This is a genomic window from Paenibacillus dendrobii (genome assembly GCF_009807035.1).
In the GTDB taxonomy this organism is placed as follows: Bacteria; Bacillota; Bacilli; order Paenibacillales; family Paenibacillaceae; genus Paenibacillus_AQ; species Paenibacillus_AQ dendrobii.
The window spans coordinates 2997457-3013961 of record NZ_WUBI01000001.1 but is presented as its reverse complement, the minus strand read 5'-3'; the positions used below and the strand labels follow the sequence as shown (position 1 = coordinate 3013961).

The 16505-nt window shown below is 49.8% G+C and carries 20 protein-coding genes; all 20 read left to right on the top strand.

The window, feature by feature from the left end; all coding sequences use genetic code 11:
- The first annotated feature begins 169 nt into the window (after positions 1–169).
- The 20 genes from GRF59_RS13255 to glpK all read left to right on the top strand — a co-directional run bounded on the left by GRF59_RS13255 (position 170) and on the right by glpK (position 16505).
- Complete coding sequence (locus GRF59_RS13255; RefSeq protein ID WP_160498277.1) at positions 170–1009, top strand: hypothetical protein; 840 nt, start codon at positions 170–172, stop codon at positions 1007–1009.
- A 10-nt stretch (positions 1010–1019) separates the two neighbouring features.
- Positions 1020–1229 (top strand): YqzN/YkzM domain-containing protein, encoded by a 210-nt coding sequence (locus GRF59_RS13250; RefSeq protein WP_160497984.1) that lies wholly within the window; start codon positions 1020–1022, stop codon positions 1227–1229.
- Between the two features lie 2 nt (positions 1230–1231).
- Complete coding sequence (locus GRF59_RS13245) at positions 1232–2698, top strand: phage tail sheath family protein (RefSeq protein ID WP_160497983.1); 1467 nt, start codon at positions 1232–1234, stop codon at positions 2696–2698.
- Between the two features lie 61 nt (positions 2699–2759).
- Positions 2760–3167 (top strand): phage tail tube protein, encoded by a 408-nt coding sequence (locus tag GRF59_RS13240; protein ID WP_160497982.1) that lies wholly within the window; start codon positions 2760–2762, stop codon positions 3165–3167.
- A 35-nt stretch (positions 3168–3202) separates the two neighbouring features.
- Positions 3203–3637, top strand: a complete 435-nt coding sequence (locus GRF59_RS13235; protein ID WP_160497981.1) for a phage tail assembly chaperone — start codon at positions 3203–3205, stop codon at positions 3635–3637.
- 23 nt (positions 3638–3660) lie between these two features.
- On the top strand, positions 3661–3789 hold the full coding sequence (locus GRF59_RS30000) for a hypothetical protein (protein WP_272914975.1): 129 nt from the start codon (positions 3661–3663) through the stop codon (positions 3787–3789).
- A gap of 24 nt (positions 3790–3813) precedes the next feature.
- Complete coding sequence (locus tag GRF59_RS13230) at positions 3814–5427, top strand: hypothetical protein (RefSeq protein WP_160497980.1); 1614 nt, start codon at positions 3814–3816, stop codon at positions 5425–5427.
- A gap of 101 nt (positions 5428–5528) precedes the next feature.
- A complete protein-coding gene (locus GRF59_RS13225; protein ID WP_160498276.1) occupies positions 5529–6176 on the top strand; it encodes a LysM peptidoglycan-binding domain-containing protein in 648 nt (215 codons plus the stop codon).
- A complete protein-coding gene (locus GRF59_RS13220) occupies positions 6173–7150 on the top strand; it encodes an XkdQ/YqbQ family protein (RefSeq protein ID WP_160497979.1) in 978 nt (325 codons plus the stop codon). Before GRF59_RS13225 ends, GRF59_RS13220 begins: the two co-directional genes overlap by 4 nt.
- On the top strand, positions 7143–7544 hold the full coding sequence (locus GRF59_RS13215; protein WP_160497978.1) for a hypothetical protein: 402 nt from the start codon (positions 7143–7145) through the stop codon (positions 7542–7544). The genes GRF59_RS13220 and GRF59_RS13215 overlap by 8 nt, the downstream gene beginning before the upstream one ends.
- Positions 7537–7992, top strand: coding sequence for a DUF2634 domain-containing protein (locus GRF59_RS13210; RefSeq protein ID WP_160497977.1), 456 nt, complete (start codon positions 7537–7539; stop codon positions 7990–7992). Before GRF59_RS13215 ends, GRF59_RS13210 begins: the two co-directional genes overlap by 8 nt.
- Positions 7992–9146, top strand: coding sequence for a baseplate J/gp47 family protein (locus tag GRF59_RS13205; RefSeq protein WP_160497976.1), 1155 nt, complete (start codon positions 7992–7994; stop codon positions 9144–9146). Before GRF59_RS13210 ends, GRF59_RS13205 begins: the two co-directional genes overlap by 1 nt.
- A gap of 7 nt (positions 9147–9153) precedes the next feature.
- Positions 9154–9717, top strand: coding sequence for a YmfQ family protein (locus GRF59_RS13200; RefSeq protein WP_160498275.1), 564 nt, complete (start codon positions 9154–9156; stop codon positions 9715–9717).
- The gene (locus GRF59_RS13195; RefSeq protein WP_160497975.1) at positions 9707–12295 is read left to right on the top strand and encodes a hypothetical protein; all 2589 of its coding nucleotides are present in this window, start codon (positions 9707–9709) and stop codon (positions 12293–12295) included. Before GRF59_RS13200 ends, GRF59_RS13195 begins: the two co-directional genes overlap by 11 nt.
- A 12-nt stretch (positions 12296–12307) precedes the next feature.
- Positions 12308–12784, top strand: coding sequence for a hypothetical protein (locus GRF59_RS13190; protein WP_160497974.1), 477 nt, complete (start codon positions 12308–12310; stop codon positions 12782–12784).
- Between the two features lie 16 nt (positions 12785–12800).
- Positions 12801–12944: an XkdX family protein gene (locus GRF59_RS13185; protein WP_160497973.1), complete on the top strand. Its 144-nt coding sequence runs from the start codon at positions 12801–12803 to the stop codon at positions 12942–12944.
- 159 nt (positions 12945–13103) lie between these two features.
- Positions 13104–13478 carry a hypothetical protein gene (locus GRF59_RS13180; RefSeq protein WP_160497972.1) on the top strand — a complete coding sequence of 125 codons (375 nt, stop codon included), beginning with the start codon at positions 13104–13106 and terminating at the stop codon, positions 13476–13478.
- A gap of 22 nt (positions 13479–13500) precedes the next feature.
- Positions 13501–13779 (top strand): phage holin family protein, encoded by a 279-nt coding sequence (locus GRF59_RS13175; protein ID WP_202128561.1) that lies wholly within the window; start codon positions 13501–13503, stop codon positions 13777–13779.
- Positions 13780–13832: 53 nt separating this feature from the next.
- Positions 13833–14540, top strand: coding sequence for a glucosaminidase domain-containing protein (locus GRF59_RS13170; protein WP_160497971.1), 708 nt, complete (start codon positions 13833–13835; stop codon positions 14538–14540).
- A 474-nt stretch (positions 14541–15014) separates the two neighbouring features.
- Complete coding sequence (gene glpK, locus GRF59_RS13165; RefSeq protein WP_160497970.1) at positions 15015–16505, top strand: glycerol kinase GlpK; 1491 nt, start codon at positions 15015–15017, stop codon at positions 16503–16505.

Sequence of the window (16505 nt, the reverse complement as noted above, 5' to 3'; positions counted from 1 at the left end):
CGAGCCGGCCATAGAGCCGGTTTTTCTAATGCGGCAGATTGTCTCTTGGCCCCATTTCCGGTTTACATCTAGATGGAAAGGAGGAGCCAAAATTGCGCAAGCAAACGAATGCTATGAACGCCGGAGTCTGGCTCAGCTATAACGGAAAAAGAAATAGGCAGCTCTTATGTTGAGGGCGGCGCTCAAGCAAGCGATCGCGGATATCATTCCGCCATTGAAAGATCGGCTGTATGATGTGCAGCCTCCGCTTGAAGGAGCAGAAGAACCTTATGGTGTCATCGCCTTGGGCGAAGAGATCTGGAAGTCTGCCTGGGCCGGATACCGGCAGGTGATCCGCTTGAAGCTGTTCGCAGGCGATGCGGGGCTGGATCAGGCGGACACCTGGGCGGAAAAGTTATTGAACGGGCTGCATCACAAGCGCGTGAAGAATGCAGATGATTCTTTTTTTACGCTGTCCTACTTGGGCTCGCGGGAAGCCGAAAGGCTGGAGCCTTCAACCGGTAAGGCCTGCCGCACGCTGCGCTTCGGCGTGCATATCCCGGTGCCGGGAGCGGGCGATGCTTCATCTGAGGCAGACGAATGGCTGCAAGCGTTAACCGATTGGACAGGCAGCCTGCTGGGCATGCCGTGGACGGTCTATCATACGGCTTGGCCATCTGGTCCGGAAGACAGCGCCGTAATGTGGCGGATGACCGGCTGCGAAACGAAGATGGCGGGAGCTTCATTGTATGAAGTTCGAAAGGTTTACGTCGGGCATATTTCCGGACCGGATACATCGAGCGAGCAGCTGGCGGCCGTGTCTTTGATCGAGGGTTTGGGATCCGAGGTGCAGCTGCCTATCGATGCCAGTCAGCGCAAGTATATGTCGGTGGCGGAAGTGTCGGCGGATATGCAGGCGGATGCCTTTCTGGATGGACAGCTGCGTCTAACCCTGGTGCAGCGGCGAATGCGTCCGGCGGAAGAGGCTGCGCTAATCCGCAGAGTCGATATTCATCCTATTTTAAAGTGAGGGTTCAAAAATGGCTGTGAAAAAGACGGTTAAAACTGAAGCAAAAGTAGCTAATGCTCCCCGCTACACGCTGGCGGAACTGATGACCCGCGCCAAGGACCTGTTTGATGTCAAACAGGAAGTGATGGCGGGTGCCTTTTACGGCTTGGAGGACAAGCAGTTCACGGTGTCCGAGACCAAGGAAAAAATTGAACAATTCATGAAAGCGAAGGTGGATTAATTATGGCAGGCGGAACATGGGAAAACACGAATAAACCGGTGTTGCCGGGATTGTACATGAATTTTAAAGCAGCGGCAGCGTCCGCGATTCAAGGAGGCTCCCGCGGGACGGTAGTCGTGCCGGTCAAAGCCAACTGGGGTCCTGTGCGCGAGTTTGTGGAAATTGGCAGCGAGACTGCGATTGGGCAGGCGTTTTCGGTTGACACTCTCGATGGGGCGACCGCTTATCCGGCTCTTTATCTTGCCCTTCTTGGCGGGCCGAAGAAGCTGATGGCATACCGATTGGCGGATGACACGGCCGCAGCGGCAAGCATCACGCTCCAAAATGCAGAGGCTTCACCGGTAGCTGTACTGCAGCTGGATGCCAAATATCCGGGCAGCCGCGGCAATGGTTTTACCGTAACGGTACAGCCGGCGCTAGGCGAACCGGAAGCCCGCGAGCTTCGTCTCTATGAAGGCGCCAAATTGCTTGGCACCTACAAGGGGCAAGACGGCACGGCGGAAGCCATCGCGGAGCAGATCAATCAGGACAGCGGCAACGTATGGGTTACGGCCAAGGTGCTGGGTCAAGGCGGCATTCCCGCCGATGTCAGCGGCGCAGCCTTTTCGGGCGGCGTGAGCGGTAACGGCAAGCTGGCGAATGCGGATTACATTGCTATGCAGGAAGCGGCGGAAGGTCAAGAGTTTGACATGCTTGCACTTGACTATGCTGCCGATATGGCGCTGCTGCAGAGCTTTGCGGCTTGGATTAAACGGCTTCGCGGCGAGGGCCGCGGCGTCATGGCGGTCTTCGGAGGATCGGCTTCCGAGGATACATCGAAGGATGCGGTGAAGGCGGCTTCGGCCCGCTCGCTTGCCTTGAATCATGAGGGCATTATTAACGTGGGTACAGGGGTGCGCCTTGCCGGAACTAACTACAGTTCTGCCCAGACGGCTGCATACGTGGCTGGTCTGATCGCAGGTCAGCGTCTGAATCAATCGGCGACGTATGCGGTGACGCCTTTTGAAGACGTGACCCGCCGCTGGACCCGTTCCGAACAGGAAGAAGCGGTGAAGAACGGCGTATTCCTGCTCTTTTTCGATGGCCGTCAAGTCAAAGCCCTGCGCGGTATCAACAGCTTGACCAGCCCTGCGGAAGGACAAAACAACGCGTGGAAGAAAATCCGTTCGATCCGCGTCATGGACGCCATCAACGCCGATCTTCAGCGTGCTGCGGAGCAAGTTTACATCGGGAAGGTGAATAACACCGAGGAAGGCCGCCTGGCGTTGATTGGCGCCGTGAAGGAGTATTTGGGCCAACTGTCGCTAAGCGGCGTGATCGAACAAAACGGCTATGACGTGATTCTCGACCCAGCGTATTATGGCGATAATGCCGTGAGTCAACCGGAACCGGATCAGGTTTTCCTGCAGTGGAACGTGAAGCTGACCGACGTGATGGAGCAGTTGTTCGGAACCTTTTACGTGCAGTAATACTTAGCAGATTATCTTTTCATGAACTTAATTATTTTCAAAATATGAGGAGGAACAAACAATGTTGGATGCTTCAAGAGTGATTCTGGGGACGTATGGCCAGGCCTATATCGACGGGGTGTGGCAGACGCATATCAACAAGCTGGAAGCCAGCGTAGAATTGGAAAAAAGAGAGTTGAACCTGGTCGGAAGCGACTGGAAGGTGCACAAAAATGGCATTAAGAAGGGCACCGGCACCATGAGCGGCTACAAGGTGACCTCCGATATGATTCAGCGCGGCTTTACCAAATTCGATATCATCTCCAAGCTGGACGATCCGGAATCCTTCGGCCATGAGCGTGTGCGCCTGATCAACTGCATGCCGGACAAAATTCAGCTTGCCAACTGGACGGCAGGCGAAGAGGTACAGGAAGAAACCACGTTTACCTTTGAAGGTTACGAACTGGTGGACCCGATTGTCGGAAACTAAGCGATTATTAATTTTGTCTAAAAGGAGCATGAAGCATGAGTTTGAATGAGAATATGACCGAGGAACAAATTCTGGACAGCTTGTTTGAAGCTGCGGAGAAACTGCCGGAAGAGACCGTCCGCATTAAACGCCTGGACATGAAGATCGTGCTGCGCGGGCTGACGTCCAGCAAAGTGGACAGCATTCGGGAACGCTGTATGATTCGCCGTACGGTGAAGGGATCCGTGGAGGAGAAGGTGGATTCCGAGACCTTTAACGCGCTGCTGATTGCAGAGGCGACCGGCAAGCTTGAAGTGAAAGGCTTGTCCCTGAACGGATGGGGCGATCCCCGCATTACGAGCCGGATGAAACTGTCCGGCGGAGAGCAGGCGGTACGCCGTATGCTGCTGGCCGGAGAACTGGATGCCGTGGGAGATAAGGTGCTGGAGCTATCCGGTTTCGGCGTTGAGATTGAAGACTTAAAAAACTAATCAACTCCGGGGGAATGACGACGATGCTGTACCATCTGTGGGTGCGGCATCACCTCCGTCCCGGAGATTTCTGGCGGCTGCCGCGCGGGGAGCGACTGCTTCTGCTTGCTTTTGCAGAGAATGAGATGGACCGCATGGCTGCCCAAAATTAATACATGGAAGGAGGTGTACCACATATGGCACAAACGCTGAATTACCGCATGAACTTGGTCATCGACCCGAAAAACGTTATCAAGGCCAATCGTGAACTCCGCGCGATGGAGCGGTACTTTGAGCGTATCCAGGGCCGCGTAATGCGCATCGGCCGAACCCGCATGGCCCCCGAGATTGTATTGAGAGACCGGGCTTCGAAAGGATTGGACCGGATTCTTGGGAAAATAAACCGGGTGAAGTCGCAGATTATTGATGCGTCGGGGACGGTGAAGTTGAAGGTTGAGCAGGAGAAGGTTGCTGTTAAGGGGAAGGCTTCTGAAAGGAGAAAGGATGTAAAGACTCCGCCGATACCTGTAATTTCAGTGGATTTTTCATCTATAATACAAGCTCTCGAACTTAATACAAACTCTATTTATGTATTGAGCCAGTCCTTGAGTGGTTTGAGTCTTGGTGGAGTTAAAGAGGAAAAACCAAAATCAGCATGGGATACAATAAAAAGTTCATTTTCAAGTCTAAAGTCTTTTGGCAGTGGTCTTAAAAATGCTGGGGATATACCGAAGAAGTTTAAAGCTCTAAAAAAGGTTATAGATTTACCTGTACCTCCTGTAGTCGGGACCACAAAGTGGGAAAGATTTAAGGATGCTACCGTAAAGTATTCTGGGAAGACCCTCCAAGTTGGAAAGGCTAGCGGAGGTTTATTAGAGACTATAGGTTCTGCTGGTGAGGGAATTATGGGGGGAGGCCAAGGACTCCTAAACAATATCCAGGGAGTTATTAAAAAAGGAATGACGTCTGGCTCCCAAATATCTTCCGCTATAAGCTCAATAACCACTGGAGTAGGTGGAAGTGATCTAGGAAGCATAGCTGGTAAGGTGCTCAAAGGTGGATCAAAAAAACTCTTGGGTCCATTAGGATATGCCGCGGATGTAGTTTCGATCATTAAATCTAAACCTGGCAAAGAACAAACCCAAGCGATCGGTTCGGCTGTTGGAGGAGCTATAGGTTCTGTACTAGGGGGAACAGTAGGGACGTTAATACCAATTCCCGTTGTAGGTACGGCAATTGGTTCTGCACTGGGGGGAACAGTAGGAGACTTTGTTGGCGGAAAAGTAGGCGGTATGATTGCAGATTATGGACCTAGAATCAAGGAGTCATTTTCTTCCATGACGGGTTGGTTCTCGAAAACCTTCACTGATAAAAAGGATAAGTCCAAAGACGACATCTCCAAGAAACCCGCGATCATGACTGATCCGGACAAGCCTAGTAAACCGCAAGCATTTATTGGACCGCCAACAGTTACTAGACCATTATCACCTAACGCAGCCATTTACACAGATCCGAGTCCGCGCCTACAAGCAGCAGCATTTCCTGGTCCGGTTGCGCCGGGTGTTAAAGCCGCATCACAGATCGTCCAAATCTCTTCTGAGCAAATGACCGCCCTTTCCGGATTTTTGCGGGATTTCAAAACGGAAACGACTAACCAGTTCAATCTTCCGCCCGGGGCGGTTCAAGTCACGGTTCACGAAGAGTATCCGGTGGATGTGGAAGGGCTGATCCAGCAAATTGGGCAGCGCCTCAGATCCGAATTCCAAAAAGCGACGCAAAATCAAAAGCCGCCAACTAGAGCGTATATTTAATGGCATGACTGCGGTGAATGTCGGCTATGGAAAGAAGAGGCGCTTTTTTTGCCGGAAGGGAGGAAAACATGGCGATACAAGACATGGTTAATTTGAAAGATATGCAATTTAGGCTGAAAAGCGGCCAGGAGGAATTCATTTTTCCGGTGAATCCGGAGGAAGTCACGATCTCCCGGCAAAAAGGTTTTGATACGGTAAATATTTTATCCTACGGGGAATTCGATTTTCCGCAGGGGGACAAGGTGAAGGAAATTTCCTTCGCCTCTTTTTTTCCAAAGGTTCATGATGGGGCGATTTGCTCTGTACCGACGGCAGATTTTCACGATCCTCAGGTTGCGATGAATACGATTAACCGTTTTTTGGCCCAAAAAACGCCACTGCAGTTTACGATCTCGAATACATCCGTGAACGTGCCCGTGATTATTGCATCGCATCAATCCACATTCCGCGGGGGAGAGCCGGGGGATGTCTACTTTGAGATCACGCTTCGCACATGGAGGGAATTGAAAGCGGCCAAAACGGCAAGCAGCAGCGGTAAAACCGCAGCATTGGTGAACAAGAAACCCCGTGTCGATATGAAGCCCAAGAGCAAGAGCTACACGGTCAAAGCCGGAGATTCCTTATCTAAAATCGCCAAGCTGGAGCTCGGAAACAGCTCAGATTGGCAGAAAATCTATCAGCTAAACAAAAAAACGATTGGCAGCAATCCAAACACGATCAAACCCGGACAGAAACTGGTGATGCCATGAGCTATAAAGTGATTTTGCAGGATAAGTATGATTTATCACCTTTGGTCGAAGCAATCAATCTCCGGGATTCCCTGGAGCAGGTCGCTTACCAAGGTACGGTGAACCTGATCGTGACGCCGGATATGCCGGCGATCAGCCCAGGCATGAGCATCCGGATCAGCGGAATTCCGTATGGTAAAAAGGACTATGTGCCGCTTCTGAATCCGGCTGTCGTCTGGGAAGTGGAGAGCTCCAATAACGGTAATAAAAAAATGGCGCTGACAATCTATGACAGGACGATTTATTTGGATAAGTCCGAGGATGAATATTTGTTTCCGGCCAAACAGACGGCGACGCAGCGTTTCAAGAAATACGCAGCCGACTGGAATCTGAAAATCGCTAAGTTGCCGGATACGGGCAAGGAGCTGGGGCGTTCGGTGTACCGGACGCAGTCCATCTATGCCAGTATGTTCGCAGACCTCAGGGAAACGGCCAAGGCAGGCGGGAAGCTGTATCATCCCCGCATGGTCTCATCCGGCCTCGAATTGTACGAGCTCGGAACGAACAAAGACGTGTATATTCTGGAATATGTCACAGATACGACGCAGTCCCGCACGCTGGAAGGAGCCGCAACCAAAGTGAAGGTGCTGGCTACCACAGCAAGCGAGTTCGGGCAGGAGATTCCCTCCAAAGTGATGGCGATCACCGAGAAAGACATCGACAAGTACGGCCAGCTGCAGGCCATTATCCAGGATGACGAAGTGAAATCAAATGCAGCCGCCAAGGAACTGGCGAAAAGCAAGCTGCGCGGGATTTCGCAGACCATTTCTCTGAATGCACCGGACATCAATACGATCCGTGCCGGGGATGCCGTTATGCTGGGCGGGATGAAGCTGCTGGTGATTTCGGTCAGCCGTGAGCTGGGAAGCCCGGGGAATATGTCGCTGGAGCTAGGCACATACGATGATGTGAAAAGGAGGTTTTACCTTGAATAAAGATCCTTACGGCCAGCTGGCGTCTGCGCTTTACTCCTCTGTAGGAAAACATGCGAAACTGGCGCTCGGAGGTGCTGGTGCGGTACTTGGGACGATGACCGGGACCGGACTGAAGCTGGATGATTTCAAGCATGAACTTCAGGATTACATGGTTGCCGAGCTGCCGGGGCTTTTTTCGGTGCCGCGATTTATGATGTCAGGCACGACTGCCCAGGTCGAGCAGCCGGATTGGGATCATAAGCAGATGGATACTTCTTTTTATTTTGACAAGAACGAAGTGAAGGATGTCAGTTTGAAGCTTGTACTACAACCAGGTGACCGGGTGCTTGTCTTACGCGTTAACGGAGGCAATGACGCGGTCGTGATATGCAAGGTGGTGAGTGGGCATGGCTAACCTGTTTCCGGAAACGGAGGACATGGTTTGGACAGACGTGACCGAACCGGGGCTGCTGGAACAAACCGAAGCCGTTTTTGGCCGCAGCTGGAGATTTGATTTTGACGCGGGTGAATTTATCATGTCGCCGACACGCCAAATGACGGTGGCCGATGATAAGGAGGCTTGGGTCATTTGGTGCGAAAAAGCCATTCGTACGCCGCGTTATCGCTACGTGATTTACTCTCGCGATTACGGAAGCGAACTGGAAGATCTGATTGGCAGAGGCAGCCGTTCGCTTCAGGAAAGCGAGATCCAGCGGATGGTGACGGAAACGCTGCTCGCAGATGCCAGGACACAGAGCGTGGATCAGTTCGCTTTTGACTGGAAAGGGGAAGCTTGTCGCTTCAGCTGCCGTATTACGAACATCCATGATGAAATGGAAACAATCGAAAGCGTGGTGATCTAATGGCAGACTTGCCGCAATATTTGCAGGAACAGACGGAAGAAGAAATATTGAACCGCATGCTGGAGAAAGTGCCTTCGGATATCGACAAGTCGGAAGGTTCTTTTATTTGGGATGCGCAGGCTCCGGTGGCTTTCATGCTGTCCGAGGCGGCGCTTTGGGCGCAGGAGCTGCTGAGACGGGGATTTGCCAGCACGGCAGCAAGCGATAATGACCAATTCCGCTCCGCTGAACTGGATTTACGGACAGCAGAGCATGGGATTACGCGACGGGAGGCCGTTGCTTCTTCGGGTAGCGTTCTTTTTACGGGGAAGCCGGGTACGAAAGTGCCCGTTGGCACGTTTGTAGCAACGCCCGCTGATGACGTATCCGGGGAGCTTTCAGTGGAGTACGTCACGACATCAGCCGTTGTCCTAGACGAATTCGGAACCGCTGAAGCGGCGATCCGCGCGGTCACGGCAGGGAAAAATGGTAACGTGCCCGCTCGCGTCATACAGGTCATGAATTCATCGGTTAGCGGCATTTCATCTGTCACGAATCCCGAACCAACGAGAAGCGGGGCGGATACAGAGTCGGACCAGTCGCTGTTAGAGCGATTCTATGCGAAGGTCCGCAGCCAAGGGACGAGCGGCAACAAGGCGCAGTATATCCAGTGGGCGAATGAAATCGCCGGCGTCGGAGGCGTGGAGGTCGTTCCTTTATGGAAGGGCCCTGGGACGGTTGCGCTGTATCTTTTGGATACGGATAAACGGGCAGCAAGCACTGAAATCGTGAAAGCCGTACAGCTGCATATCGATCCGACACAGGACGGGCAGGGAGAAGGGCTGGCACCGGCGGGGCCGGTGGTTACCATTTTGCCTGCGGAGGAAGTGAAAATCGATATTTCCGTTAAGGTACAACGTACGCAGGAGAGGCCTTCGACGCTCGATGAAATCCGGAAGCTCATTGGCGATGGGGTTCAAACGTATTTGCAGCAAATTGCCTTTAACCGGAAAGACCCTTTGGTGCGTTATACGCGGATTGCTGCCGTTCTTCTCGACATCCCGATTATCGTGGACTACTCGAATTTGACCATTAACGGGAATGATGCGCAGCAAAATATCGAAATCGGGTCCGGTCAAGTGGCGGTGCTGGGGACGGTGAGCGTAAGTGAATAAGAATGAAATGAACAGCTTGCGGGGACGCGAGCTGTTTTCGTATCTGCCGTTTTATTACGAGAACTCCCGCGTCATGCAGTCCGATATGGATGCCAAAGGCGGCGAGATGGACCTGCTGTATCAGGCGCTGGATGCGGCAGCCGCGCAGTTTTTCGTCAGGACCGCCACTTGGGGATTAGGCCGTTGGGAGTTTGAACTGGGTATTCCTACCGACCAGGCCAAGCCGCTGGATCAGCGCCGTGCCGTGGTTGAGTCTAAGCTGCGGGGAGCGGGCCAATTTTCCGGGGGCTTGGTGAAGAATGTTGCTGAAGCCTACGACGGTGGAAAGGTGGAAGTTTCTTTTCAACCTTCGGAATGGGGCTTTATGGTTAAATTCATCGACACCATTGGGATTCCACCGAATCTGGAGGATTTGAAGGCAGCGGTGGAGGAGATCAAACCGGCGCATTTGGCGGTGAAGTACGAGTTTAGATATTTAATCATTAGAGAAATTCATGAGGTTATGGCTTTAAATGAATTACAGCAAGTCCCATTATCAAAGTTTACAGGAGGTGCTCCAATTGTCGAGTAATACACCATATCTTGGATTACTAAAAAAGGATCCAACTACGGATGGAAATGAAACATTTAATATTAAAACGATGTTGAATGAAAACTGGGATAAGATTGACTTTGCAACAGATGGTCTACAATCGCGGGTAACCAAGGTAGAGGATAGGCTCAATGTGCCCTCTTCGGCGGATATTACATTGCAGCCCGGTCTGCAAATTTTGAAAGGCGTTGAGCGGGACAGTCTGTTTAAGCTGGGCTCAATAAAAGGACGTACGTTGATTAATTTGACGGGACGGATAGGGAAAGGGGATGATCCGTCTAAACTCATTAATTATTTTTTAACATCAACCGTCGAATCTGGGTCAACTAAAATCACTCTCTCATCTTCATCTGTTGGATCTCTTGCTGTGAGGCCGATTACTTTTTCATCAGGAAAAAAATATATTCTGCTTGGAGATGTAAAGAATGGCAACACGACTGAAGATATTTTTATTCAATGCGCTTCGGCGAATACTATTGAAATCTTTCCGTTAATAAAGTCTTTGGATTCCTCCAAATTTGTAACCATAGCGACAAAGTATGCACCGTCAGCGGATCTTACAACTGGTTCTGTGGAAGCTGTATTTCAAGGGACCGCGGGGCAATATGCTTGGGTCAAAAATTTAAGAGCATACGAAATTTCAGAAGCTGAATACTTCGCGATTGATAGTATGTCATCCGAACAATTGGCTGATAAATACCCATATGTTTACAGTGTAACACCCGTTAGTAATCCGTATGCGATCCGTTATGGTGAGAATTTGTTACCGCCATTTACTGAATGGCTAACTTCTCCTATTGGTGGAACATATGATATTAAAAGTGCATATGAATTGGCCTTTACAGGCGTGGCAGATAAGTCATATTACTTATACGTGGAGATTCCATTAATGCCGAATACTGACTATTGTCTCAGTGCAAATCATAATGGGTACTTATCTGTAACTAACACCGAACTGAATGTCATACTAGTAGCAAATACGCAAGATCAAAGTATTAATTTCAATACGGGAGCGTCCACCGCGGTTCGGATATACTTATCAAATGTATCTTATACCGGAACAGCAGGATCCTTCTACTTCGCCGAACCGATGCTAAACATAGGTTCCACACAGAGAACTTTTAAACCACGAGTAGACAACATGATAGCACTGCAAACAGATTTATTTGCAGACCCTGTGACAGGTGGGGATGCTGATGAAGTTTTCTCTAGAGAGGGGCAGTATTTAAAACTAGAAAAGTGGAAGAAATCTGTATTGGATGGAGCGCTTAGCTACTCACTGAGACATACAACAGCAGGCTTTAAAGTGGTCTCATTTCCGTTGCAAGGAGCAAAAGCAGGACAAGGTCAAGAATATGGGACTATGATAAAGTATGATGGATCTTTACTTGCTAACCCTAAAAATGACACTTTGATACAAAGTGATATGTGGTCTAATCGGACATGGGAATCGACAGTAATTCTCTCAATCGCTAACGCTGACAGCGGATGGGGTGAAAGCTACACTCCTACACTTGATGAGATTAAGGCGTACTTCATGGGCTGGAAGATGTGTGATGGTGTTCTGGCTACAAACACTTACAATGGCTCTGGCATAAAGTATTGGGTCTACAGGTTGGATGGCATCTCAAATGATATAAATAATTGGGATGGCACAACAACAACACTGCCATCAACAAAAGCCCCAAACTGGAATCCTTACAAACTTTTATACAAACTCGCAACACCTGTAGTTGAGGCAGTCGTATCCGATGGCTGTTTCACGCTGATAGAGGGAGATAACCAAATTGAAGTCGGTACAGGAATTGTGTTACGGGAAGGTGTGAAACCTGCACTGTATGTTGATGGGGGAGTTCAATATTATTGGTTAAACAATTTAGCTGTTGATATTGTTACTGGCAGCCATTCTGTTTTCGAATATTCAACAAATAATATACTCAAGGTACTCAAAAATAATGTGGATGAGTCCAGTAAATGGACGGTTTTCGCCAATCATGACAGTGCACCTAAAAAGGGAATGATTGCGATGATAAGAGATGATAAGTACGAGCAATCAGCATTCTATAGTGCTACCTATATAAAGCTCGACAAATCCCCTGTTGTACCAATCACTGGCACAGTGGCAACAAACGAAAAGGCCCAGCTTACCGATCTGACTGCAGGTGTGCAAGAGGCTCTGCAGCGTGTCAGTGTAGTTGAGATGAAGAAGGCTGAGAAGGATGCACCGGGGTGGATTACGCCAACGTTGCTGAATGGCTGGGTAAGCTATAACAATAGTGGGTACACAACAGTTCGTTTTTTCAAAGATTCACTGGGTTTTGTTCATATTGACGGGTTGATTAAAAATGGGAGCATATTAGCCGGTACGACTGTTTTCGTATTACCAGTTGGATATCGCCCTAGTCAGGCACTATCTAGTGCATCAGTATCGGAGGATGCAATAAAAATATCGGTTACAAGAATTAAAGTTGAAACTGACGGTCAAGTTAGATTATCATCAGGAGCCTTGCGAGATCTTGCGGTCCTCAATATTCCACCATTTTTAGCAGAACAATAAAGGAGGTATCACATGAAAGCCGTACCTAAAGTAAATACAGAAGGCCTCTATATTGAGGATATGCTAGTGGACGATGCCTTTTCTGGTGTCGTCCCTTTTTATGACTCTAAATCGTCAGTAACTTTGGAATCTAAAGATGAGCCTGGGCTACCAACAACTCTTGAAGAACAAGATCTAAAAATTGTCGGCTATATAGTCGGTGTACCGGTCCCTTCAGGATTATATAATCCATGTTTTGATCTTGCCGCATGGGAAGCTAGAGAGGACGACAAATCGGTTGATTCTACGGTCTTCTGGAAGGAAGGTCTTTCAACTGAAGAAATAAATGAACTGACCAAACCGCCGGGGCCAAGTGAGCTGGAACAGATCGTCGCTAAACTCGAAGAACGTGAAATGGAGGTAGCCGATCTAAAATCGCAGAACGAAGCGCTTGGTGGGCAGATAGTCAGAATGGAACTGCGTGTTCTTACGCTTGAAAATTTAAAGTAGGAAGGAGATTTCGCACTTGTTCGAGAACGATTTTGAACGCCTGAAATACTACTTTGAAAAAAAATGGGCTAATGACCTCCAACTTAAACAATATGTAGATTTCAAGGTAATTACACAGGAAGAATATAAGTTGATTACGGACCGGGAATACCAAGGTTAAGTAAAATTAGTCAGCATTCAGTTTGATGACTCACATAAAATAAGGTTTAACTTTTCAGTTAAGGGAGAGCGTATCTAGTTTTATTTCAAAATTTGAAGGCTTTTCCGCCCCCTCTCATCCGGGGGCTTTTTCATTACCAAGCCAAAGGAGGAAATCAAGGTGGGCGAAGGAGTGAATGCAAAAAACAAAGAAAATTCAAATCAGCTTGTAGATATACAAATTCAACTCGCGAGGATTGAAAAAACGCTTGAAGTAGTTCCCACGCTTGCCGCAGCAGTCGAGACGCTCAGGGAAATCGCCCGCAATGCGGATCAATCCGCCAAGTCAGCACATCAAAGGCTGGATCAGCTTCAGACAGCCAAAGAGATTGCTGATGAAGCATTAAGAACGGCACAGATGGCGATTGCTGAGCAAAACGCTCAGAAGGAAGACCAGATGTGGTTCAAAAGAACATTCTATGGCTCGATCATTACAGCCGTGGCTAGTGGTATCGTTGCCGCCCTATGGGCGGCTTTTAAATTTTCAGGACATTAATGATAAAGGAGTCGGAGAAAAGATGGATTGGAACACAATTTGGCAGCTCATCGATCCCAAGCTCATCATTGTGGTGGCAGCTTGTTGGATCATTGGTTTTATGTTGAAACAAACTCCGCGGGTACCCGACTGGAGCATTGTTTATGTTGTTACGTTAACTGCAATTCTGCTGACGATCTGGCTTACCGGATTCGGTCCGGAATCCATCATCCAAGGCATTCTTGCCGGAGCGTTCGCGGTTTACGGTAATCAGCTGGTTAAACAGGCCGTGAAGATAGCAAAAAATAATCCGTGGGATTAAAAGTTATACCACCACTCTGAACTCCAAATCTCAAGAGGAGGACACTTAACAACATGAACAAAAATGAATTCATCTCAACCCTCACCCCATGCGCCATCTCCGACATGCAGCGCTGCGGCATTCCGGCCTCCCTTACAATCGCCCAGGCCATCCTGGAATCGAATTGGGGGACAAGCGGTTTGACGCAGCAGGCCAACAATCTTTTCGGCATCAAGGGTAAAGGGCCGGCGGGGAGTGTGGACATGCCCACGACGGAATATGTGCAGGGTAAGCCTGTTAAGGTTACGGCTTCTTTTCGCAAGTACCGTTCTTGGGCGGAGTCGGTTGCAGATCATTCGAATCTTATACTTGGCGGCACCCGCGACAATCCTACCCGTTACCATGGCGTACTGAACGCTAACTACAAAACAGCAGCCGAAGAGATCTGGAAGGGGGGCTACGCCACCGATCCGCAGTATCCCGCCAAGTTGATTGCGATTATGGAAGCATACAATCTGTCTCGATATGATAGTCTGAAAGGAGATGCGGAAGAAATGGAAAAGGCAGAACTGCAGCAGCAGCTTCAAGCATTGACGAAAAGGGTAGAAGACTTACAAGGGCAGCTGTCCCAGCTGGCGGCCAGAGACCGGATGCCCATTCCGGTATGGGCGGAATCTGCGGTGAAGACAGCCGTGGCGAAGGGAATAATCGACACGCCTGATCAGTGCAGCTACGATTTCTACCGGATGCTCGCGCTGTTCGAACGCCTCAAGCTTTTGTAACCAGAGCAACAACAGAACGGGAATGTAGGGAACTCATGTTTACAAGTTGCATTTAGCGAGGCTCCATATCATCGAGGAGCAGGAGATGCTATGGGGTCAGTTTTTTAATTGGCATTCCGTTCAGTTTCTTTTATGGGAGATTACTGAAATTGAAGAATAGTATTCATTTAGTCAACGTCAAACGTAGCAATAGACAGCTCGAAGTAGCGGAGGGGACGGAATCGATCTGAAGAAACGCAAGCGGTCGCCTAAAAGTTTTTCAAAGGAAAGCTGGCATCGGAAGAACGATCCATAACCGCATCGGTCACCTCGGACGATGTCAAGAACTTAGATTTATTCAAATTTGTTCTTCAAATATAAGACAATATCGAATAGCATAAGAAGTAGCTAGGCATCACTATGGCGGATATTACTTAACCTTTATAATTAAGCGTTTACAATGCACCTCTATTCTCAAGTAGCGGAGGGAGAGCAATGGAAAAATACATATTGTCTTTGGACCAGGGAACGACGAGCTCGCGCGCGATTTTGTTCAATAAAGCCGGTGAGATCGTCTATACCGCGCAAAAAGAGATCACGCAATATTTTCCCCAGCCGGGCTGGGTGGAGCATAACGCCAACGAGATTTGGGGTTCGATTCTGTCGGTCATCGCATCGGTTCTGTCCGAATCGGGCGTGAAAGCGGAGCAGATCGAAGGCATCGGCATCACCAACCAGCGGGAAACGACCGTCGTGTGGGACAAGGAAACCGATGAGCCTGTGTACCACGCGGTTGTATGGCAGTCGCGGCAGACGAGCAGCATATGCGAAGAGTTGAAGTCCAAGGGATACAACGATATCATTCGCGAGAAAACAGGCCTTCTCATCGACCCCTATTTTTCTGGAACCAAGGTGAAGTGGATTCTCGATCATGTGGATGGCGCCCGGGAAAAAGCGGAGCAAGGCAAACTTCTTTTCGGCACGATCGACTCCTGGCTGATCTGGAAATTCACCGGGGGCAAGCGGCATGTTACAGACTACTCCAATGCATCCCGCACCTTGATGTACAACATTCACGAATTAAAATGGGACCAGGAGCTGCTGGAGATTCTTGGCGTGCCTGCGTCCATGCTGCCTGAAGTACGCCCCTCTTCCGAGGTATACGGTCACACCGTCAAGCATCACTTCTTCGGGCAAGAAATTCCGATTGCGGGAGCGGCCGGCGACCAGCAGGCGGCGTTGTTCGGCCAGGCTTGTTTTGATGAGGGGATGGCGAAGAATACCTATGGTACCGGCTGCTTTATGCTCAAACATACTGGCGAAACCGCCGTTCACTCCGAGCACGGTCTACTGACCACAATCGCTTGGGGCATTAACGGCCGCGTGGAATATGCGCTGGAAGGCAGTATTTTCGTGGCGGGATCAGCCGTGCAGTGGCTTCGGGACGGCCTTCGCATGCTCAAAGACTCCAAAGAGAGTGAGGATTACGCTGCGCGGGTCAGCAGCACAGAAGGGGTCTATGTGGTACCTGCATTTGTGGGTCTGGGCACGCCATATTGGGATAGCGATGTCCGAGGCGCGGTCTTTGGCCTCACTCGCGGCACGTCGAAGGAGCATTTTATCCGTGCTGTGCTGGAGTCGCTGGCCTATCAGACGCGTGACGTCATATCAGCCATGGAGGGAGATTCCGGCATTGAGCTGAGAACCCTGCGCGTGGACGGCGGTGCCGTGCACAACAATTTCCTGATGCAGTTCCAGAGCGACATTCTCGGGGTACCTGTAGAGCGTCCGGTGGTGAACGAAACCACGGCCCTTGGAGCAGCTTATCTGGCAGGACTTGCGGTCGGATATTGGAAGAGCCAAGAGGAAATATCGGAGCTGTGGGCGAAGCAGCATGAATTTGAGCCGGTCATGAGCGAGGACGTGCGCGAGGCTTTATATGGAGGCTGGAAAAAAGCTGTGCATGCTGCCATGGCATTCAAGTAA